This window comes from Stutzerimonas stutzeri, assembly GCF_019090095.1.
Lineage (GTDB): Bacteria > Pseudomonadota > Gammaproteobacteria > Pseudomonadales > Pseudomonadaceae > Stutzerimonas > Stutzerimonas stutzeri_AN.
This window is the reverse complement of sequence record NZ_JAGQFP010000002.1, coordinates 1,510,627-1,529,969: the sequence shown is the minus strand read 5'-3', so window position 1 is coordinate 1,529,969 and position 19,343 is coordinate 1,510,627. Positions and strand designations below refer to the sequence as shown.

Below are 19,343 nucleotides of genomic sequence, written 5' to 3'. Positions count from 1 at the left end.
GCTTCGTACCGGTGCTAGAGTGCGTATTCCATCAGCGCACCATCCACACCACTCGCGAGGGGCTCCATGCTTAACCATGTAATGGTCGGTTCGAATGATCTGGAACGGTCGAAGCGGTTCTACGATGCCGTGCTCGGCGTCCTCGGCGCAGGCGAGCCGATCCGCAACACGGGCCCCAGCGGGCACACCCGCTTGTTCTATCGCCACGACGACAGCCTGTTCGGCGTTACCGAGCCCATCAACGGCGAACCGGCGACGGTCGCCAATGGCGGCACCATCGGCTTCAAATGCAACTCGCCCGAGCAGGTCCAGGCCTTTCACGACGTCGCGATCGCCCATGGTGGCACCACCTGCGAGGACCCACCGGGTTTGCGCGAGAGCAGCCTCGGCGCGATGCACCTGGGCTACGTACGCGACCCGGACGGCAACAAGCTGTGCGCCATCTACCGCCCCTCGTAATGCCCCTGCCCGTGCTGCACTGCCCGCTATAAGAGGTTCGGCGGGCAGCCCAAGGAGAAGACATGACCCGACCTACCGTGAGCGAGAAACGCGCAATCTTCCGCGAGATGCACCGTGCGGGGTGCTTTGTGCTGCCCAATCCCTGGGATGCCGCGGGGGCCCGCCTGCTGGAGCAACTCGGCTACCGGGCCCTCGCGACCACCAGCTCGGGCTATGCCTGGTCGCAAGGCCTGGCGGACGGCCAGCTGTCACGCGATGACACCCTGGCACACCTGCGCTACATGGCGGCCATCAGTGACCTGCCGATCAACGCGGACTTCGAGAGCGGTTTCGGACGCACCCCGGAAGAGGTGTACGACAGTGTCAGCCTGGCGGTGGACACCGGTGTAGCGGGCCTGTCGGTGGAGGATTCGACCGGCATTCCCGGGCAGCCCGTGCGCGACAAGGCCGACGCTGTGGAGCGCTTGCAGGCGGCACGCGCCGCCATCGACGCCCTTGGCGGCGACACGCTTCTGGTAGCGCGCGCGGAAAACCATTTTTTGGGGCGTGACGACCTGGACGATACCGTCGAACGTCTGCTTGCCTATTCGCAGGCAGGCGCCGACTGCTTGTATGCGCCAGGCCTCAAGACCCGCGAGGAGATCCAGACAGTCGTCAGGGCGCTCGCGCCCAAGCCGGTGAACGTGCTGATCGGTTGGGGCAGCGAACTGACGGTCGACGCGCTGGCCGAGCTCGGCGTTCGGCGCATCAGTGTCGGCGGTGCCCTGGCCCGCGTCGCCTGGGGCGGGTTCATGAGCGCGGCGCGCACAATCATCGAAGAGGGTCGTTTCGATGGCTTGCGCGATGCGCTGTCGGGTGCGGAGCTCGATGAACGGCTGCGCGCACGCGAACCCGGCGACTGAGACCGCCGCCGCCCGCTCGAGCGCGTGCCTTATACGCGTCTCCAGCGGTTCGACTTCAGGGTTCAGGTTCGAGGGTCACCGGTCTCGCCGCGCCAGCGCTCGATATGCCCGGCGAGCAGGTCAGCGATGGGCAGGCAGGCACCGAGCCGGTAGAGGTTCCAGTAATGCCCTTCCAGCGTGCGGTTGACCAGCAGCGTGCCGGAGGCCGGCTGCAGGCTGCCGAGCGCGGACATGACCAGCGGAAACAGCTCGACCAGCTGCTGGTGCAGCGATGCGCCGCGAAAATCCCATTGCGCACCGGGTTGCAGCAGGGGGTGCAGCAGCTGGTGGATGCGCCGGTACAACCCGTGCGGCGGCGCGCTGCCGGGCTGGCGCCCGCCCAGCGCCTGGAAGCCCGCCTCCAGCGCCTCGCTGGAAGGGCCACGCAGCGCATCGAATAGTTGCGCGTAGGCCCGCAGCAAGGGAGTCGGCAGAGGCACGACGCTGCCGAAGTCGTAGACCACCAGCTCGCCCGTCTCGCGCCAAGCGAGGTTGCCCGGGTGCGGGTCGGCATGCAGCCGTCCCATCCCGAAAGCCTGTTCGGCGAGCCATTGGCAGAGGGTTTCGGCCAGCCGTTGGCGGGTATCGGCGCTGGCCTGATCGACCTCGTTCATCGAGCGCCCCGCCAGTTCCTGCTGCACCAGCACGCCCGGACGGCACAGCGCCGTCGCGACGAAAGGAATACCCACGCCGGGCCAATCGGCGAAATGCGCACCGAAGCGCTCGGCGCTGCGCCGTTCGGCGTCGTAGTCGAGCTCTTGTTCGATGGCGTGTTGCAGCTCGCGGTAGACCGATTCGAGGCGCGCCGCCGGCGTGCCGAACAGGCGCCCAAGCGGCATCAACCGCCGCAGCTGGCGCAGATCGGCGTCGCAGATCGCGCGGATGCCGGGGTACTGAATCTTCATGATCAGCGCCCGCCCCTGTCGGTCACGGGCGCGATGGACCTGGCCCAGCGAGGCCGCCGCTGCAGGCTGGTGTTCGATCGACTCGAACAGCTGATAGAGCTGGCCGTCGTAGAGCCGCTGCAGGTGGGCCTCCAGCGAGGCGAACGGCAGTGACGGGACCTGATTCTGCAGACGGGCCAGCGCGGCGCTGATCGGCGGCGGCAGCACGTCCTGCCACTGCGAAGCCTGCTGGCCGAGCTTGAGCACCGGGCCTTTCATCTGTCCCAGGGTGTCGCCGAGCAGCGCGCCAACAGGCGTCCAGTCGACACGCGAGGCGCCCGGGGTAATGCGCTGCACCAGGAGATTGCCGGCGATGCGCGCCCCCGTGCCGCCCAGATGCAGAAAACGCCCCAGCGCCGACGCCGACGGTCGTGAGAATCGAGACATGAAGGACCCCGCTGTGGCCGAGCGTCGATCATGAGCCAGCCCGCCGAGCGATCCAAGCGCCAGCGGATTGCAAGCTGTTGCAGCCACGAGCACGGCGGAGCAAGGCCCCGCTCCGTTGACCGGGCCCCATTCGAAAAAGCGCACGCGATGGAGTCGGGCCGGTGCGAAGTGCTGCAACTGCGGACGAAACGCCAATCAAGCGAAACGGCAAACGGGCCGCTCTACAACGCGGCCAGGCCCCAGAATAGAGCCTTCGAGATTGTGTTCATCGCGACGCTCAAGGGGAACGGCGCGGCAAAAAGCCAGTCCGACTACAAGACGATGCCCCTCGGTCATCGTCTCACCCGTGCCAGCTTCGCAACGGCGACGCGACGAGGCGATTGAACGGGCTTTTTTTGCCCGACCGCCATGCGGCGACCGGGCCAAGGACACGCAATCTCCCCTTGGGGACAGCGTAAGGAGTAAGGAATGACCGATTCCTCTGATCAGGCGCTTGCGCCAGGCGACGAACACCACCGTATTTCGACCGGCAGCGAAGGTCTCGACGACATCCTCGGCGGCGGCCTGGACCCTAACCGGATGTACCTCTACGAGGGCAGCCCCGGCTCCGGCAAGACGACCATCGCGCTGCAGTTTCTCCTCGAGGGCGTGCGCCATGGCGAGCGCGTGCTCTACGTGACCCTGTCGGAAACCAAGCTCGAACTGGAGCTGGTCGCCAAGCGTCACGGCTGGACCCTTGAAGGCATCGATGTGTTCGAGCTGGTGACGCCCGAGAACACCCTCGACCCCGAGCTGGAACTGACCGTTCTGCATCCTGCGGAGATGGAGCTGAGCGAGACGACCAAGCAGGTCTTCGACCGGGTCAGCGAGACCAACCCGACGCGGGTGATCTTCGACAGCCTGTCGGAGATGCGTCTGCTGGCACAGAGCCCGCTGCGCTACCGCCGCCAGGTGCTGGCGATCAAGCATTTCTTCACGACCCGTCGCTGCACGGTCATCCTGCTCGACGATCAGACGTCCGAAATCGGCGACCTTCAGCTTCACTCGATCTCCCACGGCGTGGTGAAGCTCGAGCAGCTGGCGATCGATTACGGCGCCGAGCGCCGGCGTCTGCGCGTGATCAAGATGCGCGGCATCCAGTTCCGCGGCGGCTATCACGACTTCACGATCAAGAAGGGCGGCCTGGCGATCTACCCGCGCCTGATCGCCGCCGAGCATCATTCCCCGTTCGTCGGCGAACTCACCTCCAGTGGCAACGACAAACTGGACCAGATGCTGGGAGGCGGGCTGGAGCGCGGCACCAATGCCCTGTTGATCGGCGCAGCGGGGGTCGGTAAATCATCGCTTGCCCTGGCCTACGCCGAAGCGGCGTGCAAGCGCGGCGAACAGGTCGCCTTCTTCATCTTCGACGAAGGCATCGGCACCCTGCTGGCGCGTGGACGTGCGCTGGGACTGGATTTGCAACCCTGGATCGACAACGGCCAACTGCACCTGCAACAGGTCGACCCCGCCGAGTTGTCGCCTGGTGAATTCACCGCCGCCGTACGCCACAGCGTCGAGGTGAGAAATGCGCAGCTGGTGGTTCTCGACAGCCTCAACGGCTACCTGAACGCCATGCCCGACGGTCGCTTTCTGATCCTGCAGATGCATGAGCTGCTGAGCTACCTCGGCCAGAAAGGCGTGATCAGCGTAATGGTGCTGGCTCAGCATGGTCTGGTGGGGCCGATGGACACGCCGATCGATATCAGCTACCTGAGTGATGCGGTTATCATGCTGCGCTACTTCGAACACGCTGGCGTGGTGCGGCGTGCGCTGTCAGTGGTCAAAAAGCGCAGCGGACGTCACGAGGACACCATCAGGGAGTTTCGCCTCGGCGCCTCCGGCATCAAGGTGGGTCCGCCGCTCACCGCCTTCAGCGGTATATTCTCGGGCACGCCGCAGTACACCGGCGATGCGACGCCTCTCATGAAAGACGAGCATGACGACGCCTAAGCGAGACAGCCCCCTAGTAGTCGTCTTTGCCCCCATCGGCCGGGACGGCCCGGCGGCAGCCGATGTGCTGCGCCGCAGTGGCATGCAGGCCGAAGTGGGTCACAGCCTGGCCGAGGTCCTGGAACGGGCCGAACGGGATGCCGATGCGGTGTTCATCGCCGAAGAGGCCCTGTTCGGTCAGGATCTGCAGGCACTGGCGACCTGGGTCGACCAGCAACCGGCCTGGTCCGACTTCCCGTTCGTGGTGCTGACCAGCAAGCATCAGCAGCCAGCGGTCAGCGCGTGGCGCCAGCGCATGGTCGCCGCCCTGCGCAACGTTTCGTTGCTGGAACGCCCGGTGCAGAGCATCACCCTGTCCAGTGCCCTGCAGGCCGCCGTGCGCGGGCGTCTTCGGCAATATGAAGTGCGCGCCTTGATCGAGGCCCGCGAACAGGCGTCACACGAACTCGAAGCCCTGGTGGTCGAACGCACCCGCGCCCTGGAGCAGGCCAACCTGGAACTGCGTACCCAGATGGACGAGCGCGCGCACATCGAGGAAACCCTGCGCCAGACGCAGAAGATCGAAGCCATCGGCCAGCTCACCGGCGGCATTGCCCACGACTTCAACAACCTGCTGATGGTCATCTCCGGCGGGCTCGACATGCTCGATCGCCGCGCCGATCCGGAGCGCCGCAAGCGCTTGATGGACGGTATGCGCCAGGCCGCTCAACGAGGCTCGGCGCTGACCCGTCAGCTGCTGGCCTTCTCCCGACGCCAATCCCTGGCACCCGAGCCGGTGGACCTGGCCCAGCGCATCGGCCAGATGCGCGAACTGCTCGATCGCAGCCTGCGAGGCGACGTGCATGTGAAGCAGGAATTCGCGGCGGACCTCTGGCCGGTCGAAGTCGACCCGGGCGAGCTGGAACTGGTGATCCTCAATCTGGCGGTCAATGCGCGCGACGCCATGCCCGACGGCGGCTCGATCCTGCTGCAGGCCTGCAACGCGCCGAACGAGGAAGTGCTGGGCCGACGCGGCGACTTCGTCCGGCTCGCGGTGATCGACTCTGGCACCGGCATTCCGGTGGAGGTTCGCAACCGCGTCTTCGATCCCTTCTTCACCACCAAGGAAATCGGCAAGGGCTCCGGACTGGGACTCGCTCAGGTCTACGGGTTCGCACGGCAGTCCGGCGGTTCGGTATGGATCGATACCGACTGCGCGAAAGGCACCAGCGTGGTGATGCTGCTGCCGCGCGCGACCCGTATGCCGAGCCGAGCCAAGGACCAGGTGCCGATCGACGAGGCCGTCGAGGTGTCGGCCGGCGATGTCCTGCTGGTCGATGACGACGCCGAAGTCGCGGCGCTGGTGGGCGAAATGCTCCAGCACCTCGGTTATCACGTTACCCATGCCGCCAGCGCGGCCGCCGCGCTGGGTGCGCTGGCCAACGGCCGCAGCGTCGATATCGTGTTCTCCGATGTGATGATGCCCGGCGGCATGAACGGGCTGGAGCTGGCACGGGAAATCCGCGCCCGGCGCTTCAACGTGCCGGTACTGTTGACCAGCGGCTACGCTGAAGCGGTCAAGCATTCCGCCGAAGCCGAAGGTGTGCAGATTCTGGCCAAGCCGTACCGGCTGGAGGAGCTCGCCGCCGCGCTCGTCGCCGCACGGGAACGCCTCGCAGCTGCCGCCCCGCCGCCACGCGTGCAGGGCTATCCGAACTAAGCGACGTAGCGACCGTCGAAAACGCCAGCCCTGACACCCATGCGCCGCCCCCGGGCCGCATAGCGTTCGTCTGCACTCACCGAAAGGTCCCGACCAATGCCCTGTTCGCCTCATAACCTCCCTCACGTGTCGCGCCGCGTATCCCGCTCCGTGGTCCTGGCCAGCCTGCTGCTGTGCGGTAGCCCATTGCTGGTCCAGGCGAACGAACAGGCCCTGGCCGATCGCGATGCGCAGAACAAGCGCTGGAGCCAACAGATGCTCGAGCGGCCGAAGTTGCTCCCGCCGCCGCTCGAGGCCCAGTACAACCACATCGTCACCTTCGGCCAGTCGCTCGCATCAGCCGCCGAGGGCTGGCCGGCGCTGTCCAAGAAGCCGGGCTACGACAACCTCATGCTCGGCGACTCGACACGTTCGGCCACCTTCAGCGGCGACCGTTTCGTCCCGGTGGGCGGTGCAGCGTTCAAGCCGCTGCGGGCCGTGGTGCAGCTCAAGCGTGATCCGAAGGTGCTGCTCGACAGCGCTGCCGTGGCGGCGCTGAAGCCGCACGACCAGGAAGAAGGCGAGTCGGTCGAGGTAGGCGCGCTGAACATGGCGCGGCACCTCTACCTGCAGGACAAGGGGCTCGACGCCGACCCCGCGCATCTGCTGGTCGCCAGCAACGCCGCCACCTCCGGCCGCTCCATCGCGCAGCTGTCCAAGGTCGGCGGCACCCAGGAATACAAACGCGTATTGCAGGCGGTCGATCAGGCGCGCCAGGTCGCCGAGTCAAGCGGCGCAAGCTACAGCCTGAGCGCGTTCTTCTGGCTGCAGGGCGAATACGACTATGCCGAGGTCCAGGGCGGCATCAACGACAAGCAGCGCTACAAGACCGCGTTGCGGCAACTGCGCGACGACCTCTACCGCGACACCGCGCGCGCCTTCGGCCAGGTGCAGATGCCGGCCTTCATCAGCTACCAGACCGACGCCAAGACCTCGGTGGTCAACGGCAGCCTCGACATCGGCATGGCGCAGTGGGAGCTGGCGCGCGAAGAGCCCAACTGGTATCTAGCCGGGCCGGTCTATCCCTACGTCGACCAGGGCACGCACCTGACGGCTAACGGCTACCGCTGGTTCGGCCAGATGCTCGGCAAGGTCTACCACCAGGTCGTCGTCCAGCGCCGCGGCTGGCAACCACTGTCGCCGCTCGGCGCCACCCAGGAGGGGCGCGAGATCCTTATCGATTTCCACGTACCACATCCGCCGCTGGCCTTCAGCGAACCCTATATCGGGCACCAGGCGCAGATGATCGAGAACTACGGGTTCGTCATTACCGACGACCAGGGCAAGGTCCCGGTGGAAAACATCGAAGCGGCCGCCGATACCGTGCTGCGCCTGGTAACCGCGCGCGACCTGGTGGGCACGCCGACCATCCGCTACGCCAGCCAGGCGGCCGGCGGCGCCGGTGAGCTGCACGACAGCGACCCGACCGTGGCGGACGCTCAGTACGAGTACCTGCCCGACGAAGGCATGCCGGCCGAAGCCAACATCGACGTGCTGGTGGGCAAGCCCTACCCGCTGCAGAACTGGTGCATCGCCTTTGAGCTGGTGCCCCGCCGCGGGCATGATTCGGCGCGCTGAACGCCGAGCCGTGAACGGCGCTGGTTCGTTGCGCAACGACGGCGCCGCGGCGCGGCCACCCACCCCTGAACATCCGGCCTCAAGCGGCGATCAGGCGATGCTGCGCAGCCGCGCGCGATCCTTCAGCGGGGAGGCGCCGAACAGCCGGCTGTATTCGCGACTGAACTGCGATGGGCTCTCGTAGCCGACCCGGTAGCCGACCGCCGACACCTCCAGTCCTTCGGCCATCAACAGGCGACGCGCCTCCTGCAGGCGGAGCTGTTTCTGATATTGCAGCGGGCTCATGGCGGTCAGCGCCTTGAAACGGTGGTGCAGGCTGGAACTGCTGAGGTTGACTCGCCGCGCCAGTTCATCGATGCGCAGCGGCTCGACATAGTTGTGGTTGAGCCATTCGATGGCGCGGTTGACGCGGTGCGACTGGCTGCCCTGCAGCGCCACATCCTGCAGGTGTCGACCCTGCGGCCCGCAGAGTAGGCGATAGAAAATCTCGCGCAGGGCGAGCGGCGCCAGCACCGGGATATCCTTCGGATTGCCGAGCAGCCTCACCAGGCGCAGGGTGGCATCGAGCAGGGGCGCGTCGATGCGATCCAGATACAGGCCACGCCCATTCACCTCGGTGTCCGGCATGAGCGGCTCGGTTTCGCTGATCAGGTCGGCAATCAGCGCAGGGGCGATATCCAGACGAATGCAGATATAGGGCTCGGCAGCGGACGCGCGCACCACACGGCCGGCCACGGGCAGCGTGACGGACACCACCAGGTAATGCAGCGGGTCGTAACAGTAGCGTTCGTTGGCCAACAGCACTTCCTTGCCGCCTTGAACGATGATGCACAGCGCCGGCTTGTGCAGGCCGTGGGTTATCTCGCCAGGGCGGTCGCAGCGGACCAGATGCAGCGGTTCGATCGCCGTCGGGTGCATACCCTCACCGCTGACAAGACTGGCCACCAGCCGCGCCAGCTCCGCGCGCTGGGCACGGGTCTCATCAGCCGGAGGAGGGGTAATGAATGAATTCATGAGCCGGCTCCCGGAAAAACGAAGGGCGTTAGCTTAGCAGCTCGCTGCGAATCGCAGCCGGCCCGACCGTTTACCGGTGGTAGAAACGAATACGCCGGCCCAGGGCCGGCGCATCGCAGATCGAAAATGCGGTCAGCTGCGGGCACGCTCGGCGTCGCGCAGTGCCTTGACCTGATCATGGTTGCGCTGCACGCCCTGCATCTGACGTTCGACCACCGCGCGGACCTCTGGCGGCAGTTCTTTCTCCAACGCCTTGCGGTAGCTCTTGAGGGCAACATCCTCGCCACGCTCGCATTCGTTGAGGATCGCCTCGTCGTCCTTGCCGGTCAGCATCGATTTCAGATCCACCCAGCGACGGTGCATGTCGCCGGCGGTGCTGGTCGAGGTCTCCGGGTCGCCGCCCAGCGAGCGCACCAATTGCTGCAACTCGGCGGCGGCCGTGGCGCAGTCCTGGGCACGCTGGGTCATGCTGGTTTTCAGCTGCGGGCTCTTCAGATCCTCAGCGCATTCGCGAAAACCCTTCTCTCCATCCTTGCTGGTTTCGATGAGATCGTTGAGTACGGAAATGGTGTCTTTGGTATCCATGAAGAGTCCTCCTGAGGGCTTCTGAACGGGCCGGAACAAACACGGCCAACCTGTTAAGTCGACTGTGCCGTTTCGACAAAGGTTCAGCCGGCCCGCCCGGTGGAAGCCGCGCTCAACGAGGAAAGGCCAAGCTGAAGCAGGTGCCTGTCGCGTCGCTTGTCACCCGCACCTCGCCGCCATGCAGCTGCATGATCGAGCGCACTATGGCCAGTCCCAGCCCGCCAGAGTCGCCCGGCTCGGCACGGGACGGATCGCAGCGATAGAAGCGGTCGAACAGGCGCGGCAGGTGCTCCGGAGGAATCGCGGGGCCCTTGTTGGCGACGCTGATCACGATTCGATCGCCCGTGCATTGGCTGACCACGGTTACGACCGTCGCCGCCTCGCCGTAGCGCAGCGCATTGGCGATCAGGTTGGCCAGCGCCCGGCGCAGCAGATCGGGGTCGGCCCGCAGCTTGCCGGTTGCCTCATTCTGCAGGCGCATGCCGTGCTCTTCGGCAATGCCTTCGAAATAGTCGCCGATCTGCTCCACCGCTTCGGCCAGGTCGATCTCCTGCAGGCCGACCCGTTCGTTTGCCTGCTCGGTACGCGCAAGGAACAGCATGTTGTTGATCATGCGCGCCAGACGCTCGTACTCCTCCTGGTTGGACGCCAGAAGACTCTGGTAGTCCTCCAGCGAACGCACCCGGCGCAGCGCCTGTTGGGTCTGGCCCATCAGGTTGCTGAGCGGGGTGCGCATTTCGTGCGCCAGATCCTCGGAGAACCGCGACAGCTGGGTGAAACCCGCCTCTAGCCGCGCCAGCATCTGGTTCAGTGCATCGCTCAAGGCGCGGAGCTCACTGAACTCGGCGCAATCGTCGATTCGCAGGTGCAGGTGCTGGACGTCGATCGCCAATGCGCGGCGGGTCAGCTGGCGCACCGGCCGCAGCCCCCGCTCGCTGACCAGCCAGCCCAGCAGAAACGCCAGCAGCGCGCCGGTTACCAGCGCCAGCCAGAGTTTCAGGCGGTACGCCGCCAGCATCTGCTCACGCTCGGCCAGCAATTTGCCGGCGATCAACGTCAGACCGCCCTCCGGCCGCTCGATATGCACCCAGGCCAGGCGCGCCTGGTCGCCAAGGTCATCGAGTCGCGGCTGCGCCTCAAGCGGCAGCTGCGGGATCGCCAGCTTGGCAGGATTGATCTCGATCAGCGGCTGGCCGCCCTCTCCCAGCACCCAGAGCAGGTTGTCCCGATTGCCGAGCATGTTGGCGTAGAGCTGGGGCCGCTCACGCAATGCCTCGATGCTATCGCTGTCATCGAGCAGGGCTCGCATGCGCTCCAGCCGACCCAGCAAGGCCTGATCGTCGCGCCAGGCGATCTCGCGCTCCAGTGACTGGTACAGATAGAAACCGATGGCGCCCAGCAGCGCCGTGCTGACCAGCGCGAACATCAGCGCCAGCCGCAGGCTCAGCGAACGTGGCATCAGGCTCATTCCGGTGCCTCCAGCAGGTAACCCATGCCGCGTACGGTATGGATCAGCTTGGGCTGGTAGGGGTCGTCCACCTTGGCGCGCAGACGGCGAATGGCGACATCGACCACATTGGTGTCGCTGTCGAAATTCATCTGCCAGACCTGCGAAGCGATCTGCGCTCGTGACAGCACCTCGCCTTCGCGGCTGAGCAGCAGATGCAGCAGCGCGAACTCCTTGTTGGTCAGCGTCAGCCGCTCGCCGTTGCGGCTGACGCGACGGCGCAGCAGGTCCAGCTCCAGATCGGCCACCCTGAAATGCTCGACCTCGCGCGGCGGCCCGCGACGCAGCAAGGTGCGCACCCGCGCCAGCAGCTCGGCATAGGAAAACGGCTTTACCAGGTAATCATCGGCGCCGAGTTCGAGGCCCTTGACCCGATCCTCCACGGCGTCGCGTGCGGTGAGAAACAGCACCGGCGTCTGTGCCTTGCGCCGCACGACTTGCAACAGCTGCCAGCCGTCGATGCCGGGCAGCATGACGTCGAGGATGATCAGGTCGAACTCGCTCTCCTGAATCAGGTGCTGGCCGTCCAGACCATTGAGCGCGACCTCCACCAGATAGCCGGATTCGCTCAAGCCCTTGCGCAGGTAATCGGCTGTCTTGAATTCGTCTTCCACCACCAGTATGCGCATCTGTACCTCCCGGGCGAGGCACATAGGCTAGGCCGGCCAGAGCCTTTATCCCATTACAAATACGTAATCCGCCGGCAATGGGTTTGACGGGGCCGCCCGCACAGGATGGCGCCACCTGCTCCACGGAGCCCATTGAGGAGAAACCGATGCGCATTGTTCCCCTGTCGCTGCTCGGCCTGGCGCTTGCCAGTGCCCAGGCGCTGGCCGCCACACCGCAACCTGTCAGCCAGCAGAACGTCTCGCTGCAACTGGCCAACGCCCTGCTCGACTCCACCATGGCGGCCTGCCATGCCGACGGCCGTACCGCCGCTGTGGCAGTGGTCGATCGCGGCGGCAATCTCGTCGCGCTACAGCGTGATGACAATGTCGGGCCGCACAACACCATCGCCGCACAGCGCAAGGCCTACACCGCGCTATCGAGCAAGACGCCCACGCGTTTGTTCGGTGAGCGTGCACGTAACAACCCGGACGCCGCCAATCTCAACACCCTCGATGAACTGCTGCTGCTCGGCGGCGGCGTCCCGCTACGCGTCGGCGACGAGGTGATCGGTGCCATCGGCGTAGCCGGTGCTGGCGGCGCCGAAACCGACGAAGCCTGCGCCACCCAGGCGATCGCTCAGCTGTTGCCTTCCAAATCCTGATCGGAGAACCCCCATGACTGCTTTGAAAACTCTTTGCGCCAGCCTCGTCCTCGCCAGCCTGTCCAGCCTCGCCATGGCAGCCGACAACCCGCTCAGCGTGCACGTCCTCAACCTCAACGACGGCCTGCCGTCGCCTGACGTGAAGGTCACGCTGGAGAAGCAAAACGGCAAGCAGTGGACGGCGCTGAGCGACGGCGTCACCAACCAGCAGGGCCGCATCACCGCGCTGTACCCACAAGACAAGGCGCTGGAAAAAGGCACCTACCGCGTCACCTTCAAAACCGGCGACTGGTTCAAGGCACACGACACGGCGAGCTTCTTCCCCGAGGTCCCGGTGATCTTCGAAGTGGACGGCACGGTGCCGCACTACCACATCCCGCTGTTGCTCAGCCCATACGGTTTCTCGACCTACCGCGGTAACTGAGCCGCTGGGCATGCCTGAGGTGGCAGGTGGTTTCCGAGCGTTCGGCACCTGTCGCCAAGGCTTTCGTCCGATCGAAGCCGTCGCTGCCAGCCAGACCGGCACGATTGTTTTCGCGGCGGCGCTGCGTAACCAATCATTTCGCGCTGAAGGTTGTCCGAAAGAAAACCGCGTTAACCTGAAGTTGACGACCACGCTGTGTTTTCTTTTTTCGAGCGCTACCGCCAATGCCGCAATACCTCGCCCCGGTTCCTCGCTGGGCACCCGAAGAACGCCCCTCGATGCCCGGTTCCCCGGCGATCCTGCTGCACCCCATGCCGCTGCGCATCGCCTATGCCTGCGTCGCGGTGCTGGTGGGCATCACCGGCGGGCTGGGCAATGCGTTGTTCATCGCCAACCTGCCGAGCATCCAGGGCGACCTCGGCCTGACGCCGTCGCAGGCGGCCTGGCTGCCGGCGGCGTATTTCATGGTCAACGTGTCGGCCAACCTGCTGATGATCAAGTTCCGTCAACAGTACGGCCTGCGGCGCTTCGCCGAGATCGGCTTGACGCTCTATGCCTTGCTGAGCATCGCCCACGTGTTCGTCGAAGGGCTGGAGATGGCCATCTTCGTGCGCGCGGCCAGCGGCCTGGCGGCGGCCACCACTTCGTCGCTGGGGCTGCTCTATATGCTCCAGGCGTTTCGCAAGTCCGACCTGCCGAAAGCGGTGATCCTCGGTTTCGGGATATCCCAGCTGGGCACGCCGCTGGCCTGGCTGCTGTCGCCGGCGCTGCTGGTGTTGGGCGAGTGGCATCGGTTGTATGTGTTCGAAAGCGGCCTGGCGCTGTGCTCGCTGGCCGCGGTGGTGGTGCTCAAGTTGCCGCTGGGCGAGCGCATCAAGGTTTTCGAGCCGTTGGACTTCCTCACCTTCGCCCTGCTCGCCCCCGCCCTGGCGCTGATCGCGGCGGTGCTGGCGCAGGGCCGCATCCTCTGGTGGACCGAGCAGCCATGGCTCGGCTACGCCCTGATCGCGGCACTGTTGCTCATCTGCGCGGCGTTCATGATCGAGCATCACCGGCGCAATCCGTTGCTGCACACGCGCTGGCTGGGTACCGCCGAGATGCTGCGTTTCACCTTCGGTGCGCTGATGCTGCGCCTGCTGTTGTCCGAGCAGACCTACGGCGCGGTCGGCCTGCTGCAGACGCTCGGCATGGGTACCGAACAGCTGCAACCGCTGTACGCCGTGATTCTGTTGGGGCTGACCATGGGCATCGCCGGCAGCGCGATGACCTTTAGCCCGGCCATGGCCTTCCCGCAGATCCTGTTGTCGATCGTGCTGATCGCCATCGCCAGCTTTCTCGACATCGACGCCACCAACCTGACCCGCCCGCATGACATGTTCCTCAGCCAGGGTCTGCTCGCCTTCGCCAGCGGCATGTTTCTCGGGCCGCTGCTGATCACCGGCATTGGCCGGGCGCTGCGCAACGGGCCGAACTATCTGGTTACTTTCATCGTCTTGTTCACCATGACCCAGAGCCTTGGCGGCCTGGCGGCGCCGGCGCTGTTCGGCACTTATCAGGTGATGCGTGAGAAGTACCACTCCAGCCACCTGACCGAGCAGGTGGTGCCCGGCGACCCGCGCGTCGCCGCACGCCTGCAGGCCCAGAGCCAGGCGTTGACGCCACGCCAGACCGACCCGAACCTGCGCCAGGCGCAGAGCGCGGCGCAGCTGAGCCAGGCGGCCACGCGTGAAGCCAACGTGCTGGCCTTCAATGATGTATTCCGGCTGATCGGCGTGCTCGCCATCGCGGTATTCGGCTGGACGCTCTATCGCACCCTGCGCATCGCGCAGCAGAACAGGAACGCTGCCTCTCCATGAGTGAACGCCCCCAATCCGAGGACCCGGAAAACCTCCAGACCGCTCAGCCGCCGCAACCGTCGGCGGCCGCGACCGATGCCGGCCCGGCGCCTGACGACCCACCGAAGACCATCAAGCCGAGCCGCCGCTCGGTGATCCTGATGGTGCTGGTGGCGCTCATCGGGGTGCTGGCGATCCTGTATGCCTGGCAGCTCTGGCCCTTCAGCGGGCAGGTGGCCGTCACCGAGAACGCTTATGTGCGTGGGCAGATCACGGTGCTCGCGCCGCAGGTCAACGGCTATGTGACCGAGGTCCTGGTACAGGATTTCGAACAGGTCGCGAAGGGCCAGAAGCTGGTGCGCATCGACGATCGTCAGTACCGCCAGACCGTCGAGCAGCGCCGCGCGGAGCTGGCCGCACGGCGCTTCGATCTGGAAAACCTCGAACAGACCCTCGCCTCGAACGCGGCCACGTTGGCCTCTCGCCGCGCCGAGCTGTCGTCCGCCAAGGCCGAACGGCAACGCGCCCTGGCTGACGAGAAGCGCGTCAACGAGCTGGCCCAGCGCGGTTCGGTCTCGATCCGTGAGCGCGACCAGATCCGCGCCAGCGCTCGAGCCGCGGCGGCCCGGGTGGAGCAGGCACAGGCAGCAATCGCCATCGCCGAGCAGACGCTCAAGGCCAGTGAGGTGTCCCGTGGCGGTTTGCAGGCGCAGGTCGAAATTGCCGAAGCCGCGCTGCAACGGGCGCGGATCGACCTGGACAACACCCTGATCGAAGCCCCACGCGACGGGCAGGTCAGCGAGGTCACGGTGCGCCAGGGCCAGTACGTGACGGCCGGTTCGCAGCTGCTCTACCTGGTACCGGAACAGCTCTGGGTGATCGCCAACTACAAGGAAACCCAGACCTTTGCCATGCGGCCAGGCCAACCCGTGCAAATCGAAGTCGACGCGCTGGACGGCGCGCGCCTGAACGGCCACGTGCAACGCCTGGCACCGGCCACCGGTTCGGAGTTCAGCGTGCTGCGGCCGGACAACGCCACCGGCAATTTCACCAAGGTGGTCCAGCGCGTGCCGGTGCGCATCTCCATCGATCCCGACCAGCCGTTGGCCCAGCGCCTGCGGCCGGGGCTTTCGGTGGTGACCCACGTCGACACCGGCGCCGCCGTGCAAACCGAGCAGCCGGTTGCGGAAGACGCGCAATGAGCCGTCGCCCCTGCACCCTGCCCTGCCTGCTGACGGCGCTGTTGCTGCTGCCGCTGGCCGGCTGCATGCCGGCCCGCAAGCCACTGCCACCGCAGGCCGCGTTCACCCCGCCGGCCGACTGGCGCGAGCCGGGGGCGAAACCGGTGGAGATTTCCGCGACCTGGTGGAAAGCCTTCGCCGACCCGCAGCTGACGGCGCTGGTCGAGGCCGCCCTGGCCAACAACACCGATGTGCTGAGTGCCGCCTCGCGGGTCGAGCAGGCGCGCGAGCAGATCCAGCTGTCGCATGCCGCCCTGCTGCCGTCGCTGGACGCGGTGCTCGGGGCGCAACGCAAACGCGAGCTGAGCGTGTTGGGGATCACGCACACCACCGCCGTGCAGCCCGCGCTGCAGGTGTCTTACGAAGTCGATCTCTGGGGCCGGCTGCGGCGCCTGCGCGACGCGGCCGAACTGCAGTTCCAGGCGAGCGAAGCCGAGCGCGACGCAGTGCGCCTGGCGGTGGCCAGCACCACCGCGCGGGCCTACGTCTCGCTGCTGTCACTGGACCGGCAACTGTACGTGACCCGAGAGACGGTCAAGTCCCGGCAGGAGGCGCTGCGCGTTGCCGAAGACCGCGCCGGCCTCGGCTACACCTCGCAACTGGAGCTGACCCAGGCGCAGTCGGAGTACGAAGCCGCGGCCGAACTGCTGCCGCGCTTGCAGCAGGCGATCCGCGAACAGGAAAACGCCCTGCGCCTGCTCACTGGACGCCTACCTGGCCAGATCGAACGGGGCGCCGACCTCTTGGTCCTCGAGCCGCCAGCGGTGCCCGGCTTGCTGCCGTCCACCCTGCTGCGCCGCCGCCCGGACATTCAGCAGGCCGAGTTGCTGCTGGCTGCCAGCAGCCTCAACCTGCAAGCCCAACGTGACCGTTTCCTGCCCCAGGTTCAGTTGTCGGCCAGCCTCGGCCAGCTGTTCGTCAACTCGCTGGATTACGACCCGGTGCGGGTCTGGGATCTCGGCGCCAGCGTGCTCGCACCGATCTTCAACGCCGGGCGGCTGGAAGCCGGGGTGAACATCGCCACCGCCCAGCGCGATCAGGCGGCGTTCGCTTACCGCGCCACGGCCCTGCAAGCCTTTAACGAGGTGGAGAACAGCCTGGCCGCGGTCGGCAACCTGCGCCAACAGCTCGCCCGCGTTGCCGCTCGGCGCGCCGTGCTGGCGCGCTCGCTGACCTACGCCGAAGACCGCTACCGCGCCGGTTATTCGTCTTACCTGGAAACCCTCGATGCCCAGCGCAACCTGTTCAACACCGAGCTGGCCGCCGTGCAATTGCGCGAAAGCCAGCTCAATGCGCTGATCCGCCTGTACCAGGTGCTGGGGGGCGGCTGGCAAGCCAGCCGCGAACCGCCTCAGCCCGGCTGACCGACTCGCAGCCGACGCGACCGCGCCAGGGCGTCGTACACCGCCTCGCCGATCAGAAACAGCAGCAGGCTGACGCCCAGCACCGGCAGGCAGAGGCCGAACAGCACGGCAAGGCCCAGCGTGAGCAGCCGCGCAGACGGCGATAGCGCCGCCAGCGATTGCACCAGGCCAACGCGGCGGGCCGTCGTGCGGCGCAGCCCCATCACGTAACCGAGCGCCACCAGCGTCGCCAGCCCGAGGGCCGTAGCGGCCAGCAGCAGCTGATTGGCCAGGCCGAACAGCGCGCCCATGTGCGCATCGATACCCCATCGCGTGAGCTTGGCGGCCAGGGGAAAGCTGGCGAAGTCGATGCGGTCGGTGATGCGCAGGGTGCGCGGATCGATCGCCACGGCGTCGACCTGGGTCGGCCAGCTGCGGTCGATTTCGGTCACCGTCCAGGCGCGATCCGGCGCGCTGGCCGGCACGATTTCCACCTTGCCGGCGTCGATTCCCGCTCCACGGGCCGCGACGAGCACCGCATCGAACAGCCTGGAATCCTGCGGTGGTGCAGCCGGCATCGCCATCCCGGCGTGATGGGCGTGCTCGCCGACTGGCGCGACGGAAGCGCCATCCAGCGCGGTGGACACGCTCGGCGTCGACATGCCCAACGCCGCCCGAGCGACACCGATGTTGTCTCCGGCCCAGCGTGACCAGGTCAGCCCGGTGGCCGAGAAGAACAGCAACCCGATGAACAGCCATAGCCCCAGGGTCACGTGCCAGCGACGCAGCCCGCGGCGGCGTGGCAACGCGGTAGGCGGCTGTCGCCGGCGACGCAGCCACCACAGCGCCACGCCACCCAAGGCGGCGACCCAAAGCCAGGATGCCGCCAGCTCGCTGTATAACCGGCCCGGCTCGCCGAGCAGCAGACTGCGGTGGAATTGATCGAGCCAGGTGCGCAGTGGCAGCACGCCGCTGGTGCCGTACACCGGCAGGTCACCGCGGATGTCGGCGGTGACCGGATCGATGAACACGGCGCGACTTTCCGAGTCGCCCAGCGCGGGCGTCCTGAACATCACCCGCGTCGTGCTGCCCGGCTGGGGTGCCGGACGCACCGCCGACAGGGTCGCGGCCTCGCCGACGTAGGCCCGGGCCACCTCGACCTGGCGCGCCAGCGGCAGCGCCGAGCCGGTGCTGTCGGTGTACAGCTGCGCCGCATACAGGCGGTTCTCCAGCTGCGGCGTCAAGGCGTAGACCAGACCGCTCAACGCCGCCACGAAGATGAACGGGCCGACCAGCAGGCCGACGTACAGGTGCAGACGAATCAACAAGCCGAGCAGCGGTTGTTGCCTAGGGGATAGTGTTAAGGACGCCTCGGGGCGGGCGTCGGGATTCTGTGCAGACATGTTCGTTCGCTCGATCGGGGCCGCGGCCGGACTGGGCCAGCGGCAGGCAAACCAGCGGTGCGCGAGGTGACCGCCGGCGATGGCAATGGGGGAGCACCGATCAGACGTGGGGAGACGCGCGGGGGTTGAGGCTCGGCCAGCAATACCGCGGCGAGGCGTGCGCGGCGCAGGCAAGCGGCAGCGGGCCCAGCGCGGCACGCCGTGGCGCCGGCAATTGCGGTGCGCTCGGGGCAATCGCCGCCAGCGCCGCGGCCCCGGCGGCGCAGCAGCACGGCATTCCGGGCGAGTGAACCGGGGCCGGCAGCGGCTCGGACTGGCCGGCATGCGCGGCGTGCCCCTCCGGCGCGGCCTCGGCCTGTGCGGCAAGAGGATGCGCATCGTGCTGGCGCGCCTCGGCCGTTGCGCAGTGCCCCACCATGCCCATCATCGGCGAGGCACTGCCCATCAGCGGCATCGCCAACAGATGCAGCAACACCGCGAAGGTGGCCAACCAGGCCGGGACGCGACGGGAGCGGGAGATGGACAACGCGGAGGCTCCGAGCAACGAGAGGATGGCGCCTAGTGCCGGACGACTCGGCAAGCCCTACGGCGGTGGCGCCGATTGTAGAGGGGCGCGCCGCCAACGACCATGGTGCGATCGTTCATGAGGCGCGATGGCACGCATTCGACACGATCGCCGACC

The 19,343-nt window shown here is 66.7% G+C and carries 18 protein-coding genes; 11 read left to right on the top strand and 7 right to left on the bottom strand.

From position 1 onward, the window contains the following. Positions 1 to 66 precede the first annotated feature (66 nt). On the top strand, positions 67 to 459 hold the full coding sequence (locus tag KVO92_RS16755; protein ID WP_217476670.1) for a VOC family protein: 393 nt from the start codon (positions 67 to 69) through the stop codon (positions 457 to 459). 62 nt (positions 460 to 521) lie between these two features. Further along, on the top strand, positions 522 to 1,361 hold the full coding sequence (locus tag KVO92_RS16750) for an isocitrate lyase/PEP mutase family protein (RefSeq protein ID WP_217476669.1): 840 nt from the start codon (positions 522 to 524) through the stop codon (positions 1,359 to 1,361). Positions 1,362 to 1,423: 62 nt separating this feature from the next. Here KVO92_RS16750 and KVO92_RS16745 read toward each other — a convergent pair whose 3' ends face one another. Further along, positions 1,424 to 2,731 (bottom strand): ABC1 kinase family protein, encoded by a 1,308-nt coding sequence (locus tag KVO92_RS16745; RefSeq protein ID WP_217476668.1) that lies wholly within the window; start codon positions 2,729 to 2,731, stop codon positions 1,424 to 1,426. Between the two features lie 30 nt (positions 2,732 to 2,761). Here KVO92_RS16745 and KVO92_RS16740 point away from each other — a divergent pair, with 30 nt between their 5' ends. The 4 genes from KVO92_RS16740 (at position 2,762) to KVO92_RS16725 (ending at position 8,039) form a co-directional block, all read left to right on the top strand. After that, positions 2,762 to 3,115: a hypothetical protein gene (locus KVO92_RS16740; RefSeq protein ID WP_217476667.1), complete on the top strand. Its 354-nt coding sequence runs from the start codon at positions 2,762 to 2,764 to the stop codon at positions 3,113 to 3,115. Positions 3,116 to 3,199: 84 nt separating this feature from the next. After that, the gene (locus KVO92_RS16735) at positions 3,200 to 4,723 is read left to right on the top strand and encodes an ATPase domain-containing protein (RefSeq protein WP_217476666.1); all 1,524 of its coding nucleotides are present in this window, start codon (positions 3,200 to 3,202) and stop codon (positions 4,721 to 4,723) included. Continuing rightward, on the top strand, positions 4,710 to 6,422 hold the full coding sequence (locus KVO92_RS16730) for a response regulator (protein WP_217476665.1): 1,713 nt from the start codon (positions 4,710 to 4,712) through the stop codon (positions 6,420 to 6,422). The genes KVO92_RS16735 and KVO92_RS16730 overlap by 14 nt, the downstream gene beginning before the upstream one ends. A 96-nt stretch (positions 6,423 to 6,518) precedes the next feature. Then, on the top strand, positions 6,519 to 8,039 hold the full coding sequence (locus KVO92_RS16725) for a sialate O-acetylesterase (RefSeq protein ID WP_217476664.1): 1,521 nt from the start codon (positions 6,519 to 6,521) through the stop codon (positions 8,037 to 8,039). Positions 8,040 to 8,129: 90 nt separating this feature from the next. Here KVO92_RS16725 and KVO92_RS16720 read toward each other — a convergent pair whose 3' ends face one another. From KVO92_RS16720 to KVO92_RS16705, 4 genes are all read right to left on the bottom strand, one after another. Then, positions 8,130 to 9,053, bottom strand: coding sequence for an AraC family transcriptional regulator (locus KVO92_RS16720; RefSeq protein ID WP_217476663.1), 924 nt, complete (start codon positions 9,051 to 9,053; stop codon positions 8,130 to 8,132). Between the two features lie 132 nt (positions 9,054 to 9,185). Beyond that, positions 9,186 to 9,638 carry a PA2169 family four-helix-bundle protein gene (locus tag KVO92_RS16715; RefSeq protein ID WP_217476662.1) on the bottom strand — a complete coding sequence of 151 codons (453 nt, stop codon included), beginning with the start codon at positions 9,636 to 9,638 and terminating at the stop codon, positions 9,186 to 9,188. A 112-nt stretch (positions 9,639 to 9,750) separates the two neighbouring features. Continuing rightward, a complete protein-coding gene (locus tag KVO92_RS16710; protein WP_217476661.1) occupies positions 9,751 to 11,106 on the bottom strand; it encodes a heavy metal sensor histidine kinase in 1,356 nt (451 codons plus the stop codon). After that, positions 11,103 to 11,774 carry a heavy metal response regulator transcription factor gene (locus tag KVO92_RS16705; protein ID WP_217476660.1) on the bottom strand — a complete coding sequence of 224 codons (672 nt, stop codon included), beginning with the start codon at positions 11,772 to 11,774 and terminating at the stop codon, positions 11,103 to 11,105. Before KVO92_RS16705 ends, KVO92_RS16710 begins: the two co-directional genes overlap by 4 nt. A 146-nt stretch (positions 11,775 to 11,920) precedes the next feature. Between KVO92_RS16705 and KVO92_RS16700 the strand changes: the two genes are divergently transcribed. The 5 genes from KVO92_RS16700 to KVO92_RS16680 all read left to right on the top strand — a co-directional run bounded on the left by KVO92_RS16700 (position 11,921) and on the right by KVO92_RS16680 (position 17,279). Beyond that, positions 11,921 to 12,415, top strand: coding sequence for a GlcG/HbpS family heme-binding protein (locus tag KVO92_RS16700; protein ID WP_217476659.1), 495 nt, complete (start codon positions 11,921 to 11,923; stop codon positions 12,413 to 12,415). A 13-nt stretch (positions 12,416 to 12,428) separates the two neighbouring features. Beyond that, positions 12,429 to 12,839 carry a hydroxyisourate hydrolase gene (gene uraH, locus KVO92_RS16695; protein WP_217476658.1) on the top strand — a complete coding sequence of 137 codons (411 nt, stop codon included), beginning with the start codon at positions 12,429 to 12,431 and terminating at the stop codon, positions 12,837 to 12,839. A gap of 278 nt (positions 12,840 to 13,117) precedes the next feature. Then, on the top strand, positions 13,118 to 14,695 hold the full coding sequence (locus tag KVO92_RS16690; RefSeq protein ID WP_217476657.1) for an MFS transporter: 1,578 nt from the start codon (positions 13,118 to 13,120) through the stop codon (positions 14,693 to 14,695). Further along, positions 14,692 to 15,876, top strand: a complete 1,185-nt coding sequence (locus tag KVO92_RS16685; RefSeq protein ID WP_217476656.1) for an HlyD family secretion protein — start codon at positions 14,692 to 14,694, stop codon at positions 15,874 to 15,876. The genes KVO92_RS16690 and KVO92_RS16685 overlap by 4 nt, the downstream gene beginning before the upstream one ends. Continuing rightward, positions 15,873 to 17,279: an efflux transporter outer membrane subunit gene (locus KVO92_RS16680; RefSeq protein WP_217476655.1), complete on the top strand. Its 1,407-nt coding sequence runs from the start codon at positions 15,873 to 15,875 to the stop codon at positions 17,277 to 17,279. The genes KVO92_RS16685 and KVO92_RS16680 overlap by 4 nt, the downstream gene beginning before the upstream one ends. On the opposite strand, the gene KVO92_RS16675 is transcribed toward KVO92_RS16680, so the two are convergent. Together KVO92_RS16675 and KVO92_RS16670 are read right to left on the bottom strand one after the other, a co-directional pair. Further along, entirely contained in the window at positions 17,267 to 18,661 is a 1,395-nt protein-coding gene (locus KVO92_RS16675; protein WP_217476654.1) for a PepSY-associated TM helix domain-containing protein, read from the bottom strand. The two genes, KVO92_RS16680 and KVO92_RS16675, sit on opposite strands and share 13 nt — an antisense overlap. A 100-nt stretch (positions 18,662 to 18,761) precedes the next feature. Continuing rightward, positions 18,762 to 19,187, bottom strand: a complete 426-nt coding sequence (locus tag KVO92_RS16670) for a DUF2946 domain-containing protein (protein WP_254621461.1) — start codon at positions 19,185 to 19,187, stop codon at positions 18,762 to 18,764. Between the last annotated feature and the right edge of the window lie 156 nt (positions 19,188 to 19,343).

Bases quoted from the DNA above. Each gene is read 5' to 3' on its own strand.
- KVO92_RS16675 (WP_217476654.1), bottom strand. From the start codon at position 18,661: ATGTCTGCACAGAATCCCGACGCCCGCCCCGAGGCGTCCTTAACACTA.
- KVO92_RS16755 (WP_217476670.1), top strand. From the start codon at position 67: ATGCTTAACCATGTAATGGTCGGTTCGAATGATCTGGAACGGTCGAAG.
- KVO92_RS16690 (WP_217476657.1), top strand. From the start codon at position 13,118: ATGCCCGGTTCCCCGGCGATCCTGCTGCACCCCATGCCGCTGCGCATC.
- KVO92_RS16725 (WP_217476664.1), top strand. From the start codon at position 6,519: ATGCCCTGTTCGCCTCATAACCTCCCTCACGTGTCGCGCCGCGTATCC.
- KVO92_RS16715 (WP_217476662.1), bottom strand. From the start codon at position 9,638: ATGGATACCAAAGACACCATTTCCGTACTCAACGATCTCATCGAAACC.
- KVO92_RS16685 (WP_217476656.1), top strand. From the start codon at position 14,692: ATGAGTGAACGCCCCCAATCCGAGGACCCGGAAAACCTCCAGACCGCT.
- KVO92_RS16740 (WP_217476667.1), top strand. From the start codon at position 2,762: ATGAGCCAGCCCGCCGAGCGATCCAAGCGCCAGCGGATTGCAAGCTGT.
- KVO92_RS16745 (WP_217476668.1), bottom strand. From the start codon at position 2,731: ATGTCTCGATTCTCACGACCGTCGGCGTCGGCGCTGGGGCGTTTTCTG.
- KVO92_RS16710 (WP_217476661.1), bottom strand. From the start codon at position 11,106: ATGAGCCTGATGCCACGTTCGCTGAGCCTGCGGCTGGCGCTGATGTTC.
- KVO92_RS16720 (WP_217476663.1), bottom strand. From the start codon at position 9,053: ATGAATTCATTCATTACCCCTCCTCCGGCTGATGAGACCCGTGCCCAG.
- KVO92_RS16735 (WP_217476666.1), top strand. From the start codon at position 3,200: ATGACCGATTCCTCTGATCAGGCGCTTGCGCCAGGCGACGAACACCAC.
- KVO92_RS16705 (WP_217476660.1), bottom strand. From the start codon at position 11,774: ATGCGCATACTGGTGGTGGAAGACGAATTCAAGACAGCCGATTACCTG.
- KVO92_RS16730 (WP_217476665.1), top strand. From the start codon at position 4,710: ATGACGACGCCTAAGCGAGACAGCCCCCTAGTAGTCGTCTTTGCCCCC.
- KVO92_RS16750 (WP_217476669.1), top strand. From the start codon at position 522: ATGACCCGACCTACCGTGAGCGAGAAACGCGCAATCTTCCGCGAGATG.
- uraH (WP_217476658.1), top strand. From the start codon at position 12,429: ATGACTGCTTTGAAAACTCTTTGCGCCAGCCTCGTCCTCGCCAGCCTG.
- KVO92_RS16680 (WP_217476655.1), top strand. From the start codon at position 15,873: ATGAGCCGTCGCCCCTGCACCCTGCCCTGCCTGCTGACGGCGCTGTTG.
- KVO92_RS16700 (WP_217476659.1), top strand. From the start codon at position 11,921: ATGCGCATTGTTCCCCTGTCGCTGCTCGGCCTGGCGCTTGCCAGTGCC.